13 protein-coding genes and 2 riboswitches are annotated in these 16,297 nt (G+C 68.3%); of the genes, 6 read left to right on the forward strand and 7 right to left on the reverse strand.

Annotation, left to right across the window (positions count from 1 at the left end; all coding sequences use genetic code 11):
* Nucleotides 1-14: 14 nt before the first annotated feature.
* The 3 genes from gcvP to gcvT all read right to left on the reverse strand — a co-directional run bounded on the left by gcvP (nucleotide 15) and on the right by gcvT (nucleotide 4,652).
* Nucleotides 15-2,906 carry an aminomethyl-transferring glycine dehydrogenase gene (gcvP, locus tag AAN986_RS11460; RefSeq protein ID WP_047216908.1) on the reverse strand — a complete coding sequence of 964 codons (2,892 nt, stop codon included), beginning with the start codon at nucleotides 2,904-2,906 and terminating at the stop codon, nucleotides 15-17.
* Nucleotides 2,907-2,977: 71 nt separating this feature from the next.
* Complete coding sequence (gene gcvH, locus AAN986_RS11465; protein WP_012206130.1) at nucleotides 2,978-3,352, reverse strand: glycine cleavage system protein GcvH; 375 nt, start codon at nucleotides 3,350-3,352, stop codon at nucleotides 2,978-2,980.
* Between the two features lie 133 nt (nucleotides 3,353-3,485).
* Nucleotides 3,486-4,652: a glycine cleavage system aminomethyltransferase GcvT gene (gene gcvT / locus AAN986_RS11470; RefSeq protein WP_047216909.1), complete on the reverse strand. Its 1,167-nt coding sequence runs from the start codon at nucleotides 4,650-4,652 to the stop codon at nucleotides 3,486-3,488.
* A 25-nt stretch (nucleotides 4,653-4,677) separates the two neighbouring features.
* Nucleotides 4,678-4,796, reverse strand: a riboswitch (glycine riboswitch).
* Nucleotides 4,797-4,811: 15 nt separating this feature from the next.
* Nucleotides 4,812-4,923: riboswitch (glycine riboswitch) on the reverse strand.
* A gap of 168 nt (nucleotides 4,924-5,091) precedes the next feature.
* Here gcvT and AAN986_RS11475 point away from each other — a divergent pair.
* Nucleotides 5,092-6,696, forward strand: coding sequence for a fatty acid--CoA ligase (locus AAN986_RS11475; protein ID WP_047217052.1), 1,605 nt, complete (start codon nucleotides 5,092-5,094; stop codon nucleotides 6,694-6,696).
* A 15-nt stretch (nucleotides 6,697-6,711) separates the two neighbouring features.
* Here AAN986_RS11475 and AAN986_RS11480 read toward each other — a convergent pair whose 3' ends face one another.
* On the reverse strand, nucleotides 6,712-7,641 hold the full coding sequence (locus AAN986_RS11480; protein WP_016451508.1) for a LysR family transcriptional regulator: 930 nt from the start codon (nucleotides 7,639-7,641) through the stop codon (nucleotides 6,712-6,714).
* Nucleotides 7,642-7,739: 98 nt separating this feature from the next.
* Between AAN986_RS11480 and AAN986_RS11485 the strand changes: the two genes are divergently transcribed.
* Nucleotides 7,740-8,231 (forward strand): DMT family transporter, encoded by a 492-nt coding sequence (locus AAN986_RS11485; protein ID WP_016446326.1) that lies wholly within the window; start codon nucleotides 7,740-7,742, stop codon nucleotides 8,229-8,231.
* Nucleotides 8,232-8,282: 51 nt separating this feature from the next.
* On the opposite strand, the gene AAN986_RS11490 is transcribed toward AAN986_RS11485, so the two are convergent.
* Entirely contained in the window at nucleotides 8,283-9,929 is a 1,647-nt protein-coding gene (locus AAN986_RS11490; RefSeq protein WP_047216911.1) for a sensor histidine kinase, read from the reverse strand.
* A 458-nt stretch (nucleotides 9,930-10,387) separates the two neighbouring features.
* Here AAN986_RS11490 and AAN986_RS11495 point away from each other — a divergent pair, with 458 nt between their 5' ends.
* The 3 genes from AAN986_RS11495 (at nucleotide 10,388) to AAN986_RS11505 (ending at nucleotide 12,058) form a co-directional block, all read left to right on the forward strand.
* Nucleotides 10,388-10,843, forward strand: coding sequence for an Lrp/AsnC family transcriptional regulator (locus AAN986_RS11495; protein WP_016446324.1), 456 nt, complete (start codon nucleotides 10,388-10,390; stop codon nucleotides 10,841-10,843).
* A gap of 5 nt (nucleotides 10,844-10,848) precedes the next feature.
* Complete coding sequence (locus tag AAN986_RS11500) at nucleotides 10,849-11,616, forward strand: DUF6597 domain-containing transcriptional factor (protein WP_047216912.1); 768 nt, start codon at nucleotides 10,849-10,851, stop codon at nucleotides 11,614-11,616.
* Nucleotides 11,617-11,701: 85 nt separating this feature from the next.
* Nucleotides 11,702-12,058, forward strand: coding sequence for a VOC family protein (locus AAN986_RS11505; protein WP_016451512.1), 357 nt, complete (start codon nucleotides 11,702-11,704; stop codon nucleotides 12,056-12,058).
* 50 nt (nucleotides 12,059-12,108) lie between these two features.
* On the opposite strand, the gene AAN986_RS11510 is transcribed toward AAN986_RS11505, so the two are convergent.
* Nucleotides 12,109-13,590, reverse strand: a complete 1,482-nt coding sequence (locus AAN986_RS11510; RefSeq protein ID WP_047216913.1) for an amino acid permease — start codon at nucleotides 13,588-13,590, stop codon at nucleotides 12,109-12,111.
* Nucleotides 13,591-13,847: 257 nt separating this feature from the next.
* Entirely contained in the window at nucleotides 13,848-14,738 is an 891-nt protein-coding gene (locus tag AAN986_RS11515; protein ID WP_016446320.1) for a LysR family transcriptional regulator, read from the reverse strand.
* A gap of 91 nt (nucleotides 14,739-14,829) precedes the next feature.
* On the opposite strand from AAN986_RS11515, the gene AAN986_RS11520 reads away from it, so the two are divergent.
* A complete protein-coding gene (locus tag AAN986_RS11520) occupies nucleotides 14,830-16,293 on the forward strand; it encodes an MFS transporter (RefSeq protein WP_047216914.1) in 1,464 nt (487 codons plus the stop codon).
* Nucleotides 16,294-16,297 lie beyond the last annotated feature (4 nt).

Here is a 16,297-nt window from a genome sequence, read left to right on the forward strand (position 1 = left end):
GGGTGGCAGGTGCTTCAGCTCAGGTAAGCGTCGACCGGGATGCAGCTGCAGTAGAGGTTGCGGTCGCCGTAGACGTTGTCCACCCGGCCCACGGGACACCAGTACTTGGACTGGCGCAGGGCAGCCACGGGGTAGGCGGCGGCCTCGCGGCTGTACGGGTGGGTCCATTCCGAAGCCAGCAGGGTCTCGGCCGTGTGCGGCGCGTTCTTGAGCGGGTTGTCGTCCTGGGGCAGGCGGCCCTGCTCGATGGCGCGGATTTCCTCGCGGATGGCGATCATGGCGTCCACGAAGCGGTCCAGCTCGTACAGGCTTTCGCTTTCGGTGGGCTCCACCATCAGCGTGTTGGGCACGGGGAAGGACAGCGTGGGCGCATGGAAGCCGTAGTCGATCAGGCGCTTGGCCACGTCCTCGGCCATGACGCCCGTGCTTTCCTTGAACTGGCGCAGGTCCAGGATGCACTCGTGCGCCACATGGCCGTGCTCGCCCGCGTACAGCGTGGGGTAGTGGTCGCGCAGCCGGGCGCTGATGTAGTTGGCGCTGAGGATGGCGGTCTCGGTGGCCAGGGTCAGGCCCTGGGCGCCCATCATGCGGATGTACATCCAGCTGATGGGCAGCACGGCCGCATTGCCCAGCGGCGCGGCACTGATCGCGCCCGTGCCGCCCGCAAGGCCCGTGGTGGCATGGCCGGGCAGGAAGGGCACGAGATCCTCGACCACGCAGACGGGGCCCACGCCCGGGCCGCCGCCGCCGTGCGGGATGCAGAAGGTCTTGTGCAGGTTCAGGTGGCTGACATCGCCGCCGAAGCTGCCCGGCGCGGCCAGGCCCACCAGGGCGTTCATGTTGGCGCCGTCCACGTAGACGCGGCCGCCGTGGTCATGCACCAGCTTGCACAGCTCCTTGACCTGGGTCTCGAACACGCCGTGCGTGCTGGGGTAGGTGATCATGATGCAGGCCAGGTTGGCACTGTGCTGCTCGCACTTGGCCGCCAGGTCCGCCATGTCGACGTTGCCGTTGGCGTCGCAGGCGGTGACCACCACCTGCATGCCCACCATCTGCGCGCTGGCGGGGTTGGTGCCGTGGGCGCTGCTGGGAATCAGGCAGACGTTGCGGTGCGACTGGCCCCGGCTCGCATGCCAGCCCTTGATGGCCAGCAGGCCCGCGTACTCGCCCTGGCTGCCGGCATTGGGCTGCAGGCTGATGCCGGCGTAGCCCGTGGCCTGGCACAGCCAGTCGCGCAGCTGCTTGTCCAGTTCCGCATAGCCCTGCTGCTGGTCGGCCGGGGCAAAGGGGTGCACCTGGGCGAATTCGGGCCAGGTGATGGGAATCATCTCGCTGGTGGCGTTGAGCTTCATGGTGCAGGAGCCCAGCGGGATCATGCTGCGGTCCAGCGCCAGGTCCTTGTCCGACAGCTGGCGGATGTAGCGCAGCATGGCGGTCTCGGAGCGGTGGGTGTTGAACCCCGGGTGCGTGAGGAAGGCGCTGCTGCGGCGCAGTCCGTCGGGAATCAGCGGCTCCACGCCCTTTTCGAAGGCGGTGAAGCTGGGCAGGGCCTGGCCGTCCCGGGCGAAGATCTTCCACAGCAGTTCGACATCGGCGCGCGTGGTGGTCTCGTCCAGCGAGATGCACAGGTATTCCTTGAAATACACGCGCAGGTTGGCGCCCAGGGACACGGCACGCTCCACGATGGCCTGGGTGGCCGCGCCCGTGTGCAGGCTCAGCGTGTCGAAGCTGGGCGCCTCGCGCAGCGGCGCGCCCAGCTCGGCCAGGCCGCGCGCCAGGATGGCCGTGTACGAGGCCACGCGGCGGGCGATGCGCTCCAGGCCCTCGGGGCCGTGGTAGACGGCGTACATGCTGGCCACCACGGCGGGCAGCACCTGGGCCGTGCAAATGTTGGAGGTGGCCTTTTCGCGGCGGATGTGCTGCTCGCGCGTCTGCAGTGCCAGGCGGTAGGCGGGCTTGCCGTGCACGTCCACGCTCACGCCGACCAGGCGGCCGGGCAGGGAGCGCTTGAACTCGTCGCGGCAGGCCATGAAGGCGGCGTGCGGGCCGCCGGCGCCCATGGGCATGCCAAAGCGCTGGGTGGTGCCCACCACGATGTCGGCACCCCATTCGCCGGGCGGCGTGATCAGGGTCAGCGCCAGCAGGTCGGTGGCCACGATGAAGGCGGCCTGCTTGCCATGGGCCTTGTCCACGTCGGCGCGCAGATCGTCGATGCGGCCGCTGGTGGCAGGGTACTGGGCCAGCACGGCGAAGTAGTCGCCCTCCATCAGCTGGTTCCATTCCTCCAGCGAGTTGGCCAGCAGCACCTCGATGCCCAGCGGCGCGGCGCGCGTCTGTATCACCTCGATGGTCTGGGGGTGGGCATCGCCGGCCACCACGAAACGGTTGCTCTTGCTTTTGACGGAGCGCTTGGCCAGCGTCATGGCCTCGGCGGCCGCCGTGGCCTCGTCCAGCATGGAGGCGTTGGCAATCGGCATGGCCGTCAGGTCGCAGACCATGGTCTGGAAGTTGACCAGGGCCTCCATGCGGCCTTGCGAGATCTCGGCCTGGTAGGGCGTGTAGGCCGTGTACCAGGCGGGGTTCTCGAGAATGTTGCGCAGGATGACGCCGGGCGTGTGCGTGCCGTAGTAGCCCTGGCCGATGAAGCTTTTGAGTAGCTGGTTGCGGCCTGCCAGCGCCTTGAGTTCGGCCAGCGCCTGGGCCTCGGTGGCCGCTGGCGGCAGCGCCATGGGTTGGTGGCGCCGGATGGAGGGCGGGACGATGGCGTCGATCAGCGCATCGCGCGATGCCGCGCCGATGGCGCTGAGCATGTGGGCCTCGTCTTCGGGCGCGATGCCGATATGGCGGGCCACGAATTCGGTGGCGTTCTCGAGGGCGGCAAGGGGCTGGGTGGAGGACATCAGCATGGAGGGACCTGTCTCAAAAGCTGAAAAGCGCCAGGGCGGGCCCTGGCGCCCGTCCTGGCCGGAAAGTGGCGTCAGTTGCTCTGGGCAAAGGCCGTGTAGGCGGCTTCGTCGAGCAGCGCGGCCAGCTGGCCTGCGTCGCTGAGCTTGACCTTGAAGAACCAGCCTTCGCCCAGCGGGTCGCTGTTGGCCAGGGAGGGGTCGTCGCGCAGGGCCTCGTTGACTTCGACGATCTCGCCGCTGACGGGCATGTAGACATCGGCGGCGGCCTTGACGGACTCGACCACGCCGGCCACATCGCCCTGGTTGAAGCTGGTGCCCACGGCGGGCAGGTCGACGAACACCACGTCGCCCAGCGCGTCCTGCGCGTGGAGGGTGATGCCGACGATGGCCGCGTCAGGGTTGGCGGCGTTGATCCACTCGTGGTCCTTGGAATACTGGATGCTCATGGCTTGCTCCGATAGAAACTGAAAAAACCTGTGAAAGGCGGTTTGAGAAAGGTCAGTGCGCACTGTAGCGGCATGCGATGGCAGGAAAAACGAATCCGCCGAACTCGATCCACGCCAAGCGCGCAGGCTGTCCTCAACCGCGGTGATAGCGGGGCGCCACGAAGGGCGTGGCCTGCACCTGCATGGGCACGGCCTTGCCGCGCACCATGGCCTGCAGCGTGGTGCCGACGGCGGCGCTGCCCGGCTCCACGTACGCCAGGGCCACGGGCTGGTTCAGCGTGGGCGACAGCAGGCCGCTGGTGACCTGGCCGACCTTGCGGCCGCCGGCATCCAGCAGCTCCGTGCCTTCGCGCACGGGCACGCGCTCCAGGGCCACCAGGCCCACGCGCTTGCGCGTGAGCAGCTTGGGCGACTGCAGCTGGGCCAGCACGGTGGCCGCGCCGGGAAAGCCGCCTTCGCGCTCGCCACCTGCGCGGCGGACCTTCTGCACGGCCCAGTTCAGGGCGGCCTCGGCCGGGGTGGTGGTCGTGTCCAGATCGTTGCCGTACAGGCACAGGCCGGCTTCCAGGCGCAGCGAATTGCGCGCGCCCAGGCCCACGGGCCTGACTTCGGGCTGGGCCAGCAGGGCACGGGCAAAGGCCTCGGCGTGGCTGGCGGGCAGGGAGATCTCGAAGCCGTCCTCACCGGTGTAGCCGCTGCGCGTGATGTACAGCTCGGCGCCTTCCCAGTCGAAGTGGCCGCCTGTCATGAACACCAGGCCGGCCGTATCCGGCAGCAGGCGCTCCATCGCGGCTGCGGCCTGCGGGCCCTGCAGCGCCAGCAGGCCCCGGTCGAACTGGGGCTCGATTTCGCAGCGCTGGCCGATGCGGGCCTGGATGTGCGCCAGGTCTTCATGCTTGCAGGCGCCGTTGACGATCAGGAACAGGTCGTCCTCGCGGCGCACGAACATCAGGTCGTCCAGAATGCCGCCCGCGTCGTTGAGCAGCAGGCCGTAGCGCTGGCGGTGTTCGCCCAGGCCCAGCACGTCCATGGGCAGCAGCGATTCCAGCGCCGCGCCGGCATCCGGGCCGCGCAGGCTGATCTGGCCCATGTGCGAGACATCGAACAGGCCTGCCGCCTCGCGGGTGTGCAGGTGCTCGGCCATCAGCCCCTGCGGGTATTGCACGGGCATGGAGTAGCCGGCAAACGGCACCATGCGCGCGCCCAGTTCCTGGTGCAGGTCGAACAGCGGGGTCCTGAGCAGATCGGTGGTGGAGGCAGCGGACAAGGAGGGCTCTCTTTCAGGCAAGGAACAAGGCATAACGCCATCCCGGTCCTCCGGGATGTGCTGCCCTGCTGTCCGCTTTACCTGAGAGATTCACCCGCACCTTCCATGCGTGGGGCTTGCTCCTTCGGTGGATGGGGCACACCGCCGTGCCCTGCATCTCTCTCCAGCTAGGAACGCCTGCGGCCGTGGCGGCAGGCGGTGCCAGTCCTTTTGCCTGAGCGTTCGGGACGAACCCTGCGCCTTCGGCGGTGCCGCTGCCTGTGACCATTGCGGCCGGGCGGGCACTCTCTCCTGACCGGCGCATTCTAGCTGCGGCCAGCGTCCGTGCGGCTTCGGGATTTCCGCGGGCCGACCGCAGCTCCATGCGCTTGCCTGCATGGATGCATTTGCAAATTGCATAACTGTCTAAAAAATCTCCTACATTGAGATGCATCGATATATGAATCTCGTGAGCGAGAAGGAAGAAGCGCACATGCAGCAGACGCTGGGAGACACATTGGCCTGGCCGGCACGTTACCTGCCGAACAAGGAAGCCCTGGTCGCGTGGGAGGGCGGCGAGCGCCGCGCCTGGACCTACGCCCAGCTCGATGCCGAAGTCAACCGCCACGCCCACGGCCTGGCCGAGCTGGGCATAGGCCATGGCGACGTGGTCGCGGCCTTTCTCTACAACACGCCGGCCTTTGTCTTCACCATGCTGGCGGCCGCGCGCCTGGGCGCGATCTTCAATCCCATCAACTACCGGCTGGCGGCGCAGGAGCTGGCCTTCATCCTCAAGGACGGCGCAGCGCGCGCCCTTGTGTTCGAGCACGAGGGCGGCGAGGTGGCCGCACGCGCCCAGGCCCTGCTCAAGGCCGAAGGTGGCGGCACTGGCACGGGCATCGAGCACTGGATCTTTGCCGACGATGCCCCGGCCGACCCGCTGCCGGCCTGGGCCACGCAGCGCCTGTCCGCCCTGGCCAGTGGCCGCAGCAGCGCGCCGCCCCAGGCCCATGTGCGCGAGAGCGACCCCTGCATCCTCATGTACACCAGCGGCACCACGGGCCGGCCCAAGGGCGTGCTGCATACGCACCGCAGCAAGCTGGCGCACAACGCCCTCATGCACCAGACCATGCAGTTCACGCGCGACGACGTGGGCCTGGCCATGGCGCCGCTCAACCACACGGCCGAGCTGCACACCAGCTTTTTGCCGCGCCTGCAGGCCGGTGCCACCCAGGTGCTGCTGCGCCGCTTCGACGTGACCGAGGCCTGGCGCCTGATCCGCGAAGAGCGCGTGAGCTTCTTCTTCGCGGCGCCCACCATGGTCACCATGCTGCTGGCCGACCCCATTGCCTCGCCTGAGCAGGCGCCCGCGCTGCGGCTGGTGGAGTACGGCGGCGCCTCCATGGCGCCGCACCTGATCCGCGAATGGACACGCAAGGTCGGCAGCGACCTGGTCCAGGTCTACGGCACCACCGAGATGGGGCCCTGCATGTCCATCCTCCTGCCGCGCGAGCAACTCTCGCACGCGGGCTCGGCCGGGCTGCCCTCCATGGGCCATGACCTCATCGTGGCCAGGCTGCGCGAAGACAACGCCCCCACCGACCCGGCCGAGGCCTGCCTGCCCGGCGAGGTGGGCGAAATCCTCGTGCGCGGCCCCTGCATGATGGCCGGCTACCTCAACCGCCCCGACGCCAACACCCGAGCCCTGGCGCACGGCTGGTACCACACGGGCGACCTGGGCCACATCGACGACGACGGCTATCTCTGGATCCGCGACCGCATCGACTACATGATCAATTCGGGTGCCGAGAACGTCTATCCGCGTGAGGTGGAAGACGCGCTGGTCGAACACGCCGACGTGCTCGAGGTCGCCGTCATCGGCGAGGCCGACGAGCGCTGGGGCCAGATCGTCGCCGCCCACGTGGTCGCCAAGCCTGGCGCCACGCCCACGGCCGAGGCGCTGGACGCCTTCCTGGTCCATGGCGACCGCCTGGCTGCCTACAAGCGCCCGCGCCGCTACCACTTCCGCGAGGCCCTGCCCAAGACGGCCAGCGGGAAGATACAGAAGCAGTTGCTGCGGGTGGTGGTGGCGGCTTGAGGCTGCGGCCTGCGCCTACTTCTGTGTTTGCCCCTGCGCAGTACAGCACTGCGCCATCGAGTTGCGCAGCCACCGATGCATGGCATCCCCCTGCTTGCGCACATGCCAGGCCTGCTGGTAGGCGAACTCGGGCAGCTCCAGCGGAGGAGTGAAGCGGCGCAGCGTTTTGTGGCGGCGCAGGTCACCGATGGCGCGGCTGCCCACGGTCAGCACGAGGTCGGTGCCTGCCAGCACCTCCAGCGCCGCGCTCCAGTGGGGCAGGGCCAGCACCACGCGGCGGCTCAGGCCTTGGGCGGCCAGCGCCCGTTCGATCTCCTCGCTGGCGTCGGGCCGCATGGCCAGCATGACGTGCGGGCGCTGCAGCCAGTCTTGCAGTGACAGCCCGCCGCGTGCCGGCAGCACGGCCTGGTCGGCCACGCTCACGAACTGTTCCTGGAACAGATCCTGCACCTCGATGCCCTCGGGCAGGTCGGGTGCGTCGGGGAAGGGGCCCAGGGCCAGGTCCAGTTCGCCATCGGCCAGCTGGGCCAGCATCACCTCGCGCGTGGACTGGCTGATGGCCAGGTCCAGCCCGGGTGCGTGCTGGCGCAGATGCCGCATCAGCGGCGGCAGCACGATGCGCGATGCGTAGTCCGACAGCGCCAGCCGCAGCCGTCCGCGTGCGTGGGCCGGGTCGAACTCCGCCTGTGCCAGCAAGCCGTTGAGGCTGCCCAGCGCATCCGCCAGCGGTTGCACCAGGCCTTGTGCGCGTGCCGTCAGCGCCATGCGGCCGCCGCGCCGCACCAGCAACGGGTCGCCCAGATGTTCGCGCAACTGCGCCAGCGAATGGCTCATGGCCGGCTGGCTCTTGTGCAGCCGCAGGGCCGCGCGCGTCACATGTTTTTCGGCCAGCAGGGCGTGCAGGGCCAGCAGCAGGTTGAGGTCGATCCGGCGCAGTTCATCCATGCCATGAATATAGACCGTGCACAAAAATGATTTTCATCAACGTGCTGGATGCGAGAGCATGCAGGCATCGATTGACAGAAGAAGAAAGGTCTTGCCGCATGACAGGTAAAAGCACATTCACCGCCCTTGCTCCCGTGGCCCTGGCGCTGCTGGCGGGGGCCATCCTGCCATTCCAGGCTGCCAGCAATGCCCTGGTGGGCCGCCTGCTGGGCCACCCGCTGTGGGGCGCGCTGGTCTCGCTGGCCGTGAGCGTCATGGTCGTGGTGCCTGCACTGTGGGTGCTGCGCGCGCCCGCTCCGGCCATGGCCCAGGCGGCAGCGGGGCCATGGTGGCTATGGATAGGCGGCGTGCTGGGGGCCATCTATGTGGCCAGCGCGGCGGCCGTGACACCCAAGCTGGGCGCAGGCGGCTTCCTGGTTTGCGTGGTGGCGGGGCAGATCGTGGTCTCGGTGCTGGTGGACCACTTCGGCCTGATGGGCCTGGGCGCGCGGCCGGTCAATGCGACGCGCCTGGCCGGCGTGGCCTTGATCCTGGGTGGAGTGCTGCTGGTGGTGCAGGGCGGGACGGCCCGTGCAGCGGCGGCCCCATGAGCGCCGCGAGCACGCCCTGCTTCAGGGGCAAAGGCCCCGGCCTTGCCCGCGTCAGGCGGGCATGCCCGGCGGCACGGCGGCCGGCCTTGCCGCTGGCGGACATTCCTGGCAGGCATCTGCCGTGCCGGGCAGGAACCGGCCCAGCCGGATGACAAAGCAGGCCCCGCCTCCGGCAGCCGGCTGGAAGAACGCGTCGCCTGCGTGCAGCCTGGCGATGCGCCTCACCACGGACAGGCCCAGGCCATGCCCGTTGACGTGCCGGGTGGCGCTTGCGCGTTCATAGGGCTCGAAAACCTGTCTTGCCGCTTCGGGCGCAAGGCCCGGTCCCTGGTCGCTGACGGAAATCAGCAGGTCACCGGACGCATCGCAGCGGGCGGCCAGGGTGATGTCGCCCGCCTTGGCATATTTGATGGCGTTGCCGACAAGGTTGGAGATGGCGATGCGCACCAGGACAGGGTCGCATTGCCATTGCTGCGGGCCTTGTTCCAGATCCAGTTTCAGGCGATGCCGCCGGGACCAGCCGACGAGCTCTGCAGACTCCTCCAGGAGTTCATCCAATGGCGTCTGCTCCAGTTGCAGCCGGAACGCGCCCGCGTCCAGCCGGTCGTTGATCAGGCAGGTGTCCACCAGGGTCATCAGCCGGCGCGAAGCCCTGCGTATCTGGGACGCCTGCTCGATGAGGGAGTCCGCATCCGTCGTCGGGAACGTCTGCAGCTCGGTCGCGGCGCCGTCCACGATGGTGAGCGGGGTGCGGAACTCGTGGTTGATCATGTTGAAGAACTGGCGCTGCTCCAGCCGCATCTCCCGCTCGCTGTGCAAGGCGGTCTGCAGGGCCTGCTGGGCCGTTTGCAGCTGTGCGGTGCGCTGCAGGACCTTGGACTCCAGCTCGCGCTCGGCCGCCTGGGCGCGTGACAGGGCCTGCATCCGCTCACTGCGCAGGGCGCGCTCCGCCACCCGCGTGCGATTGGTCACCGCCATTCCCAGCAGGATGGCCTCGGAAACACGCCCGGCAAACCAGAGCATCTGGGCCGATGGCAGCGCGACATCGGGCAGCAGGCCCTGGGTTCTCAGCAGGTTCAGGATGCCCAGGGCGGAAGGCACGGCAAACGCCAGCGCGCCCGGCAGGTATTGCCACTGCCTTCGGACCACCAGCAGGTACAGCACGAAGACGGCGCCGAACGATGTGGACACCAGGGCCGTGAACACCACGGCACGCGAGATCTGCGCATAGCCACCCAACAGTGCCAGGCCCAGTGCGATGGCATTCAGCCAGGCCACCACGCTGAAGAGGTGCGCAGCCCAGATCCAATGGCGGCGGAACTCGAACAATTGGCTGAAAAACACCGTCGCCACCACACAGAAGCTGCAGTAGGCGATGGACAGCGCATGCTGGGGCTGGTCGGCGCCGGGCAGCCACAGGCCTTCGGGCCGGTAACGGAAAGCAGCGTAGGCAAAACCGGCTGCCAGGAGCGCGGCGCAAAGAATGTAGAGCCTTTCCCTGAGCCAGCACCACAGGATCAGGCTCATCAGCGTGATGGCCAGGGCCGAGCCCATGTACGCGTAAAGCAGCATGGCGGCCGGCGCCATGCTCCTGCCGGGAAAGACCGCGATGCCCTGGGCTGCCTGGGGGTTGGGCAGCCAGCGGGTGAGCAGTGCCAGAAGCGCTGCGGCTGCCAGGGCTTGCGCCAGCCATCGCATTGCAGAATCCGTTGGCCAGTGCCTCCGGCGGCCTTCGGTGGGATTGTCTTGGGTGTGGATCAAGGGGCCGATTGGTTGATGTGGCGAGCGCCCATGCATGCCCGACGTCAGGGTCGGTGCATGGGCGTGCACGTTTGCGGGAGGCATTGTGCACCGGCCGCCGTTGCGGGAAAGCGCTGCCGGGTGTCTGCGGATGCCTGCCGGGTGCCCCAATGCAACAGGCCGCCCCACTGCGGATAAGCGGGGCGGCCTGTAACGGGTTCCTGAGGGGATCACGCATCCGGGCGCTGGCGGTAGTCGGCGGGGCTGGGTGAATGGTTTTGCTGCGCCGGTAAGCGTGCTCCCATGCAGACAAGTGTGCGCGCCTGGCCTCAGAAAATGCTGCTTTATTTCTTCAAAACAGGCGTTGCTACAGAAAATTATTCTGCGCCTGCCTGTTTTGCAGTAGATTGCCGGACATGGACACCCTCGACAGAAAGATTCTTTCCGCCCTGCAGGCCAACGCGCGCGCCAGCCTGCAGGAAATCGGCGCCGCCGTGGGCCTGAGTGCCTCGCCCTGCTGGGCACGCATCAAGAAGCTGGAAGAGGCGGGGGTGATCGAGGGCTATACCGTGCGCCTGAACCCGCTGGCGCTGGGCCTGGGCGATACGGTGCTGGTGCAGGTCACGCTGGACAGCCATTCGGACAACACGCTGGAGAAATTCGGCGAGATGCTGGCGACCATTCCCGAGGTGGTGGAGGCGCACCTGGTCTCGGGCGAGTACGACTACCTGCTGCGCGTCGTCGTCAAGGACACGCGCGACTACGAGCGCCTGCTGCGCGAGAAGCTCTACAAGATCAAGGGCATTCGCCACAGCCAGTCCAGCTTTGTGCTGCGCACGCTGAAGAAGGCGGACCTGCCGCTGGGGGTCTGAAGTCCATGCCCTCTGGCCAGGCGCCGCCGCCCGCTCCCTACCGCGAACACTCCCCGCCGCCCGCCTTGCAGCCGCACTTCCAGTGCCTGTGGAGCAGCACCGTGGCCCCGGACTATGCCGGCGGCTTTCTCGTGGTGCCCGATGGCTGCGTGGACATCGTCTGCAAAGGCGGGCGGCTGCTGGCCGTGGGGCCTGACAGGGTGGCCGCGCGGCCCGCGCTGGTGCCGGGGTCCGAGGTATGGGGGGCGCGCTTCGGCCCCGGTGCGGCCAGCGCCTGGCTGGGCCTGCCCATGGACGAGATCGTGGGGCAGGCGGTGGAACTGGGCGATCTGCTGGGGCCGCGCGCGCGGGAGTGGGTGCATCGCATCAACGATGCGCAGCCGGGCGCAGGGCAGGCCGTGTTCATCCATGGACTGGTGCAAATGGGCCGCGACGCCCCGGAGCCCGACCGGCAGGCCATGCAGCTGTTCGGTGTGGCGGCTACAGCCGGGCGGGACGAATCCGGTGTGCTGGCCGCCATGCGCGCGCAGCTGGACATTTCCGAGCGCAGCCTGCGCCGCCTGTGCCACGCGCAGTTTGGCTACGGCCCCAAGACGCTGGAGCGCGTGCTGCGCTTTCAGCGCCTGCTGGTCCTGGCACGGTCTGACCGGCAGGCAGGTCTTGCGGCCCTGGCGGCGGAGGCCGGCTATGCGGACCAGGCGCATCTGTCGCGCGAGGTGAGGGCGCTGTGCGGCATCACGCCCCGCGCTGCCTTGCAGCAACTGCTGGATTGAGCGGCCCGGCTGGCCGTTTTGTTCAAGATGCCATGCCCCTGCGTGGCCGATGATGGCGGCCTACCGACATTCAATGGAGCATCACATGGGCATCAGGGGCAACAACCACCAGATCGACAACATCGAATTCAACGTGGCCGACATCGCACGCAGCAAGGCGTTCTACGGCGAGGCCTTCGGCTGGACCTTCACCGACTACGGGCCGAGCTACACCGAGTTCAGCGACGGCCGGCTGACGGGCGGCTTCACCACCGGCGAGGAGGTGCGGCCCGGCGGCCCGCTGGTCATCCTCTACGCCGACGATCTGGCCGAGGCGCAGCGTCGCGTGCAGGCGGCCGGGGCCGTAATCAGCCGCGCGGCGTTCGCGTTCCCGGGGGGCCGCAGGTTCCACTTCACCGATCCGGACGGCTACGAACTGGCCGTGTGGTCGGCCGATGCCTGAAAGACGACAGCCCGCATCTGCGGGCTGTTTTCATGGGGACTGGGAGGGCGTCAGTCGACGTTGGAGCCCAGCTGCATGTCCTTGTACTTCACGATGTGCGTGCCCTTGACCAGGCGGTAGCCGCCCCAGATCAGCAGGAACAACGGCAGGCCGATATAGGTGGCGACCACGCCGGTCCAGTCGATGCGGTCTGCCATGAAGGCCTCGTAGTTCTGGCCCAGCGTGATCACCATGCACAGCACGAAGGCGAAGATGGGGCCGAACGGGAACCACGATGCACGGTAGGGCAGCCGGTTCAGGTCCAGGCCCTGGGCCTCGTAGCCCTTGCGGAAGCGGTAGTGGCTGATGGCGATGCCCAGCCAGGCGATGAAGCCCGTCATGCCCGACAGATTCAGCAGCCAGATGTAGACCAGCTGGGGGCTGAAGATGTTGGTCAGAAAGCACAGCGCAGCCACGACCGTGGTGGCCAGCAGGGCCATCGTGGGCACGCCGCGCTTGTTGACGTACGAGAACATGCGCGGCGCCATGCGCTGGCAGGCCAGCGTATAGAGCATGCGCGTGGAGGCGTACATGCCCGAGTTGCCGGCCGACAGCACCGAGGTCAGCACCACGGCGTTCATCACGGCGGCGGCCGACAGCAGGCCCGCGCGCTCGAAGACCAGGGTGAAGGGGCTCACGCTGATGTCGCCCAGGTCGTTCTTGAGCAGTTGCGGATCGGTGTAGGGGATCAGCAGGCTGATGACCAGGATGGCCAGGACGTAGAACAGCAAAATGCGCCAGAACACCTGGCGCACGGCGCGGGGCACGTTCTTGGCGGGGTTCTCGGATTCGCCAGCGGCAATGCCGATCAGCTCCGTGCCCTGGAAGGAAAAGCCCACGATCATGGCCACGCCGATCAGCGCCGAGAAACCGCCTGCAAAGGGCGCATCGCCCTGGCTCCACAGGGCAAAGTTGCCCCAGATGCCTTCAGGCGCGCCGCCCCGCACGATGCCCAGGATCATGAGCACGCCCACGCCGATGAAGAGGATGACGGTGGTCACCTTGATGGCGGCGAACCAGTACTCGGCCTCGCCGAAGCCTTTGACCGAGATGGCGTTGAGGCCGAACATGATGGCCAGGAACAGGGCGCTCCACAGCATGCCGTTGCCGTCGGGGAACCAGTAGGCCATGACCAGCTGGGCGGCCACCAGGTCCACGGCAATGGTGACGGCCCAGTTGTACCAGTAGTTCCAGCCCAGCGCGAAGCCGAAGCCTTCGTCCACGTAGCGCGCGCCGTAGGTGGCGAACGAGCCCGAGACGGGCAGGTTCGCGGCCATTTCGCCGAGGCTGGTCATGAGGAAGTAGACCATCAGGCCCACGATCATGTAGGCCAGCAGGGCGCCGCCGGGGCCGGCCTGCGATATGGTGGCGCCCGAGGCAACGAAGAGGCCGGTGCCGATGGAGCCGCCGATGGCGATCATGGACAGATGCCGCGCCTTGAGTTCGCGCCTGAGTGCGGTGGGAGCGGCGTTCTTGGAGTTGTCTGCTGCCATGGATGTGTCGATGGTTGGATCAGATCCCGCGTGGCCGCTGGCCGGCGCGGGGGCAGGAATGCAAAACAGGTAAAAACAAAAGAGCCGCGCTGTCGCGGCCCCATCAAGGTGCATGCACCACGAAAAGGCGTGATTGTCCGAGAACGCAGCCATCGTGGAAAGGCAGCAGTTTAATCTCCCTTCACCCGCATAAGCCGATCTGAATCAGCACCCACTGTGTGTGCGGCGCCACGCCAGCTCGGCTGGCCGCTGCCGCCTCACCACTGTGTCTGCGCCAGCAGCAGTTGTGCCAGTGCCTTGATGCGCGGCGAAGCCTGGCGCGTGCGCGGGTAGACCAGGGACAGCTCGCGGGCGCGGCCTTCGTGCTGGGGCAGCAGCCGCACCAGCCTGCCCGCCTGCAGGTGCTCGCGCACCGCGAACTCCATGACCTGGGCCACGCCCAGGCCGCCCAGCGAGCCTTCCACCAGCGGATCGCCGCTGTCGAAGGTCACGGTCTGCGGCGCCGGCCAGTCCAGCATCTCGCCGTTGCCCGCCAGGAACTGCCAGGGCACGCGCCGGCCCAGGTAGTGGTTGTAGACGGCCATGCAGCTGTGCTGTGCCAGCTCCTGCAGCGTCTGCGGCGTGCCGCGCGCCGCCAGGTAGGCGGGCGAGGCCACGGTCACCCAGCGCAGCGGCGGCAGGGCGCGGGCGATCATGCGGCTGTCTGCCAGCGGGCCGATGCGCACGGCCGCGTCAAAGCCTTCTTCCACCATGTCCACCATGCGGTCGGTGAAGCTGGTGTCGATCTGCAATTGCGGATGCTCGCGCAGCAACTGCCCCAGCAGCGGCACCAGCACGATGCGGCCCAGCATGGACGGCGCCGTCATGCGCAGCACGCCGCTGGGCGCGCAGCGCCGGTCGCTGACCAGCTGGCGCGCCTCCTCCAGCCCGGCGATCAGCGGGGCGCAGCGGTCCACCAGCGCGCAGCCGTCTGGCGTGAGCGACACGCTGCGCGTATTGCGGTGCAGCAGCCGCGTGCCCAGGTCTTTCTCCAGCTGCGCCACGGCGCGCGATATGCGGGACTGGCTGGTGCCCAGCAGGCTTGCCGCCTGGGTGAAGCTGCGGCTTTCGGCCACCTTGATGAGCAATTGAACGGCGTTGAGGTCCATGGCGATGGCAGGTTTGATTGATTCGATTTTGCATAAGAAAAATGAATATCTGATGTTTATCTTCAGAAATGCATTAATTAGGATCGCTCCCATGCTTGTGAACGACTCCCCCGCTGGCGCCCTGCGCCACCCGCGCGCCGCGCTGGCGCTGCTGTCCCTGTCCCAGTTGCTGATTGCGCTGGATGCCACCATCGTCTTCGTCGCGCTCGACGCCATGGGCCAGCAGCTGCAGATGGATGCGCACCACCTGCAATGGGTGGTCAGTGCCTACAGCGTGGCCTTTGGCGGCTGCCTGCTGCTGGGCGGGCGCTGTGCGGACCTGCTGGGCAAGCGGCGCATGTATGTGGCGGGGATGGCGCTGTTCGGCCTGGCCTCGCTGGTCGGCGGCTTCGCCTCCCAGCCCTGGCAACTGGTGCTGGGCCGCGCAGGGCAGGGCGTGGCCGGGGCGCTGCTGTTTCCGGCCACGCTGTCGCTGATCAACACCTTGTATGCGGCCGGGCCCGAGCGCAATCGCGCCCTGGCCGTGTGGAGCATGGCGTCAGCCGGCGGGCTGGCGGCCGGCGCGCTGCTGGGCGGCGTGCTCACGCAGACGCTGGGCTGGAACTGGGTGCTGTGGGTGCTGGTGCCCGTGGCCTGGCCGTGTGCCATGGCGGCGCTGCGCTTTCTGCCGCCCTCGGCCCAGACCGGGCGCGCCGCGCCGGGCCAGGGCTTTGATCTGGCCGGCTGCCTTAGCGTGACCGTGGGCAGCAGCCTGCTGGTGACGGCCCTGGTGCAAGGCCCTGAATGGGGCTTTGCCAGCGCCGCCACTCTGGGGACGCTGGCCGTGGCCATGGCGGCGCTGGCGCTGTTCTGGCGCATCGAGGCCCGCATCGCCTCGCCGCTGATGCCGCTGTCCCTGCTGCGCGTGCCCAGCCTGCGCTCGGCCATGCTGCTGACCATGATCTTCATGAGCAGCTTTGGCGTGCAGTACTACTTTCTGGCGCTGTACTTCCAGCAGATCTACGGCTGGAGCCCGCTGCAGGCCGGCCTGGCCTTCCTGCTGCCCACGGCGGTCTGCACGCTGGGCATCCGCTGGGCCGAACACTGGCTGCACCGCTCCACGCCGCGCACCGTGCTCATGGGCGGCTGGGCCGCAGGCACCCTCGGCCTGGCCTACATGGCCTGGGCGCTGCCGCTGGGTGGCAGCTATGTCTGGCTGGTGCCCGGCTTCGTGGTGCTCAGCCTGGGCCAGGGCGCGTGCTGGACCGCCATGTGGGTGGTGGCCGGCCAGGGCGTGGTGGCTGCGCAGCAGGGCGTGGCCTCGGGCATTGCGGCCACGGCCCAGCAGGTGGGCGCAGCGATGGGGCTGGCCCTGCTGGTGATGGTGGCCACGGCGCCGCTGGCCGGTATCACGGCGCCCGATGCGCTGCGCGAGGCCACGGCCCGGGGGCTGCAGCAGGCCGAATGGGGTGCCGCGCTGATCGCGCTGCTGGGGTGGGTGGTGTCGGCGGCCATGCGCCGCGCACCGGCAATCCAGTCCGTGCCGGGCGCGGAGCAGCCTGCCTGCTCGCCTTGAGGTC

The sequence above is a fragment of the Delftia sp. DS1230 genome, from assembly GCF_040112715.1.
GTDB lineage: Bacteria > Pseudomonadota > Gammaproteobacteria > Burkholderiales > Burkholderiaceae_C > Comamonas > Comamonas tsuruhatensis.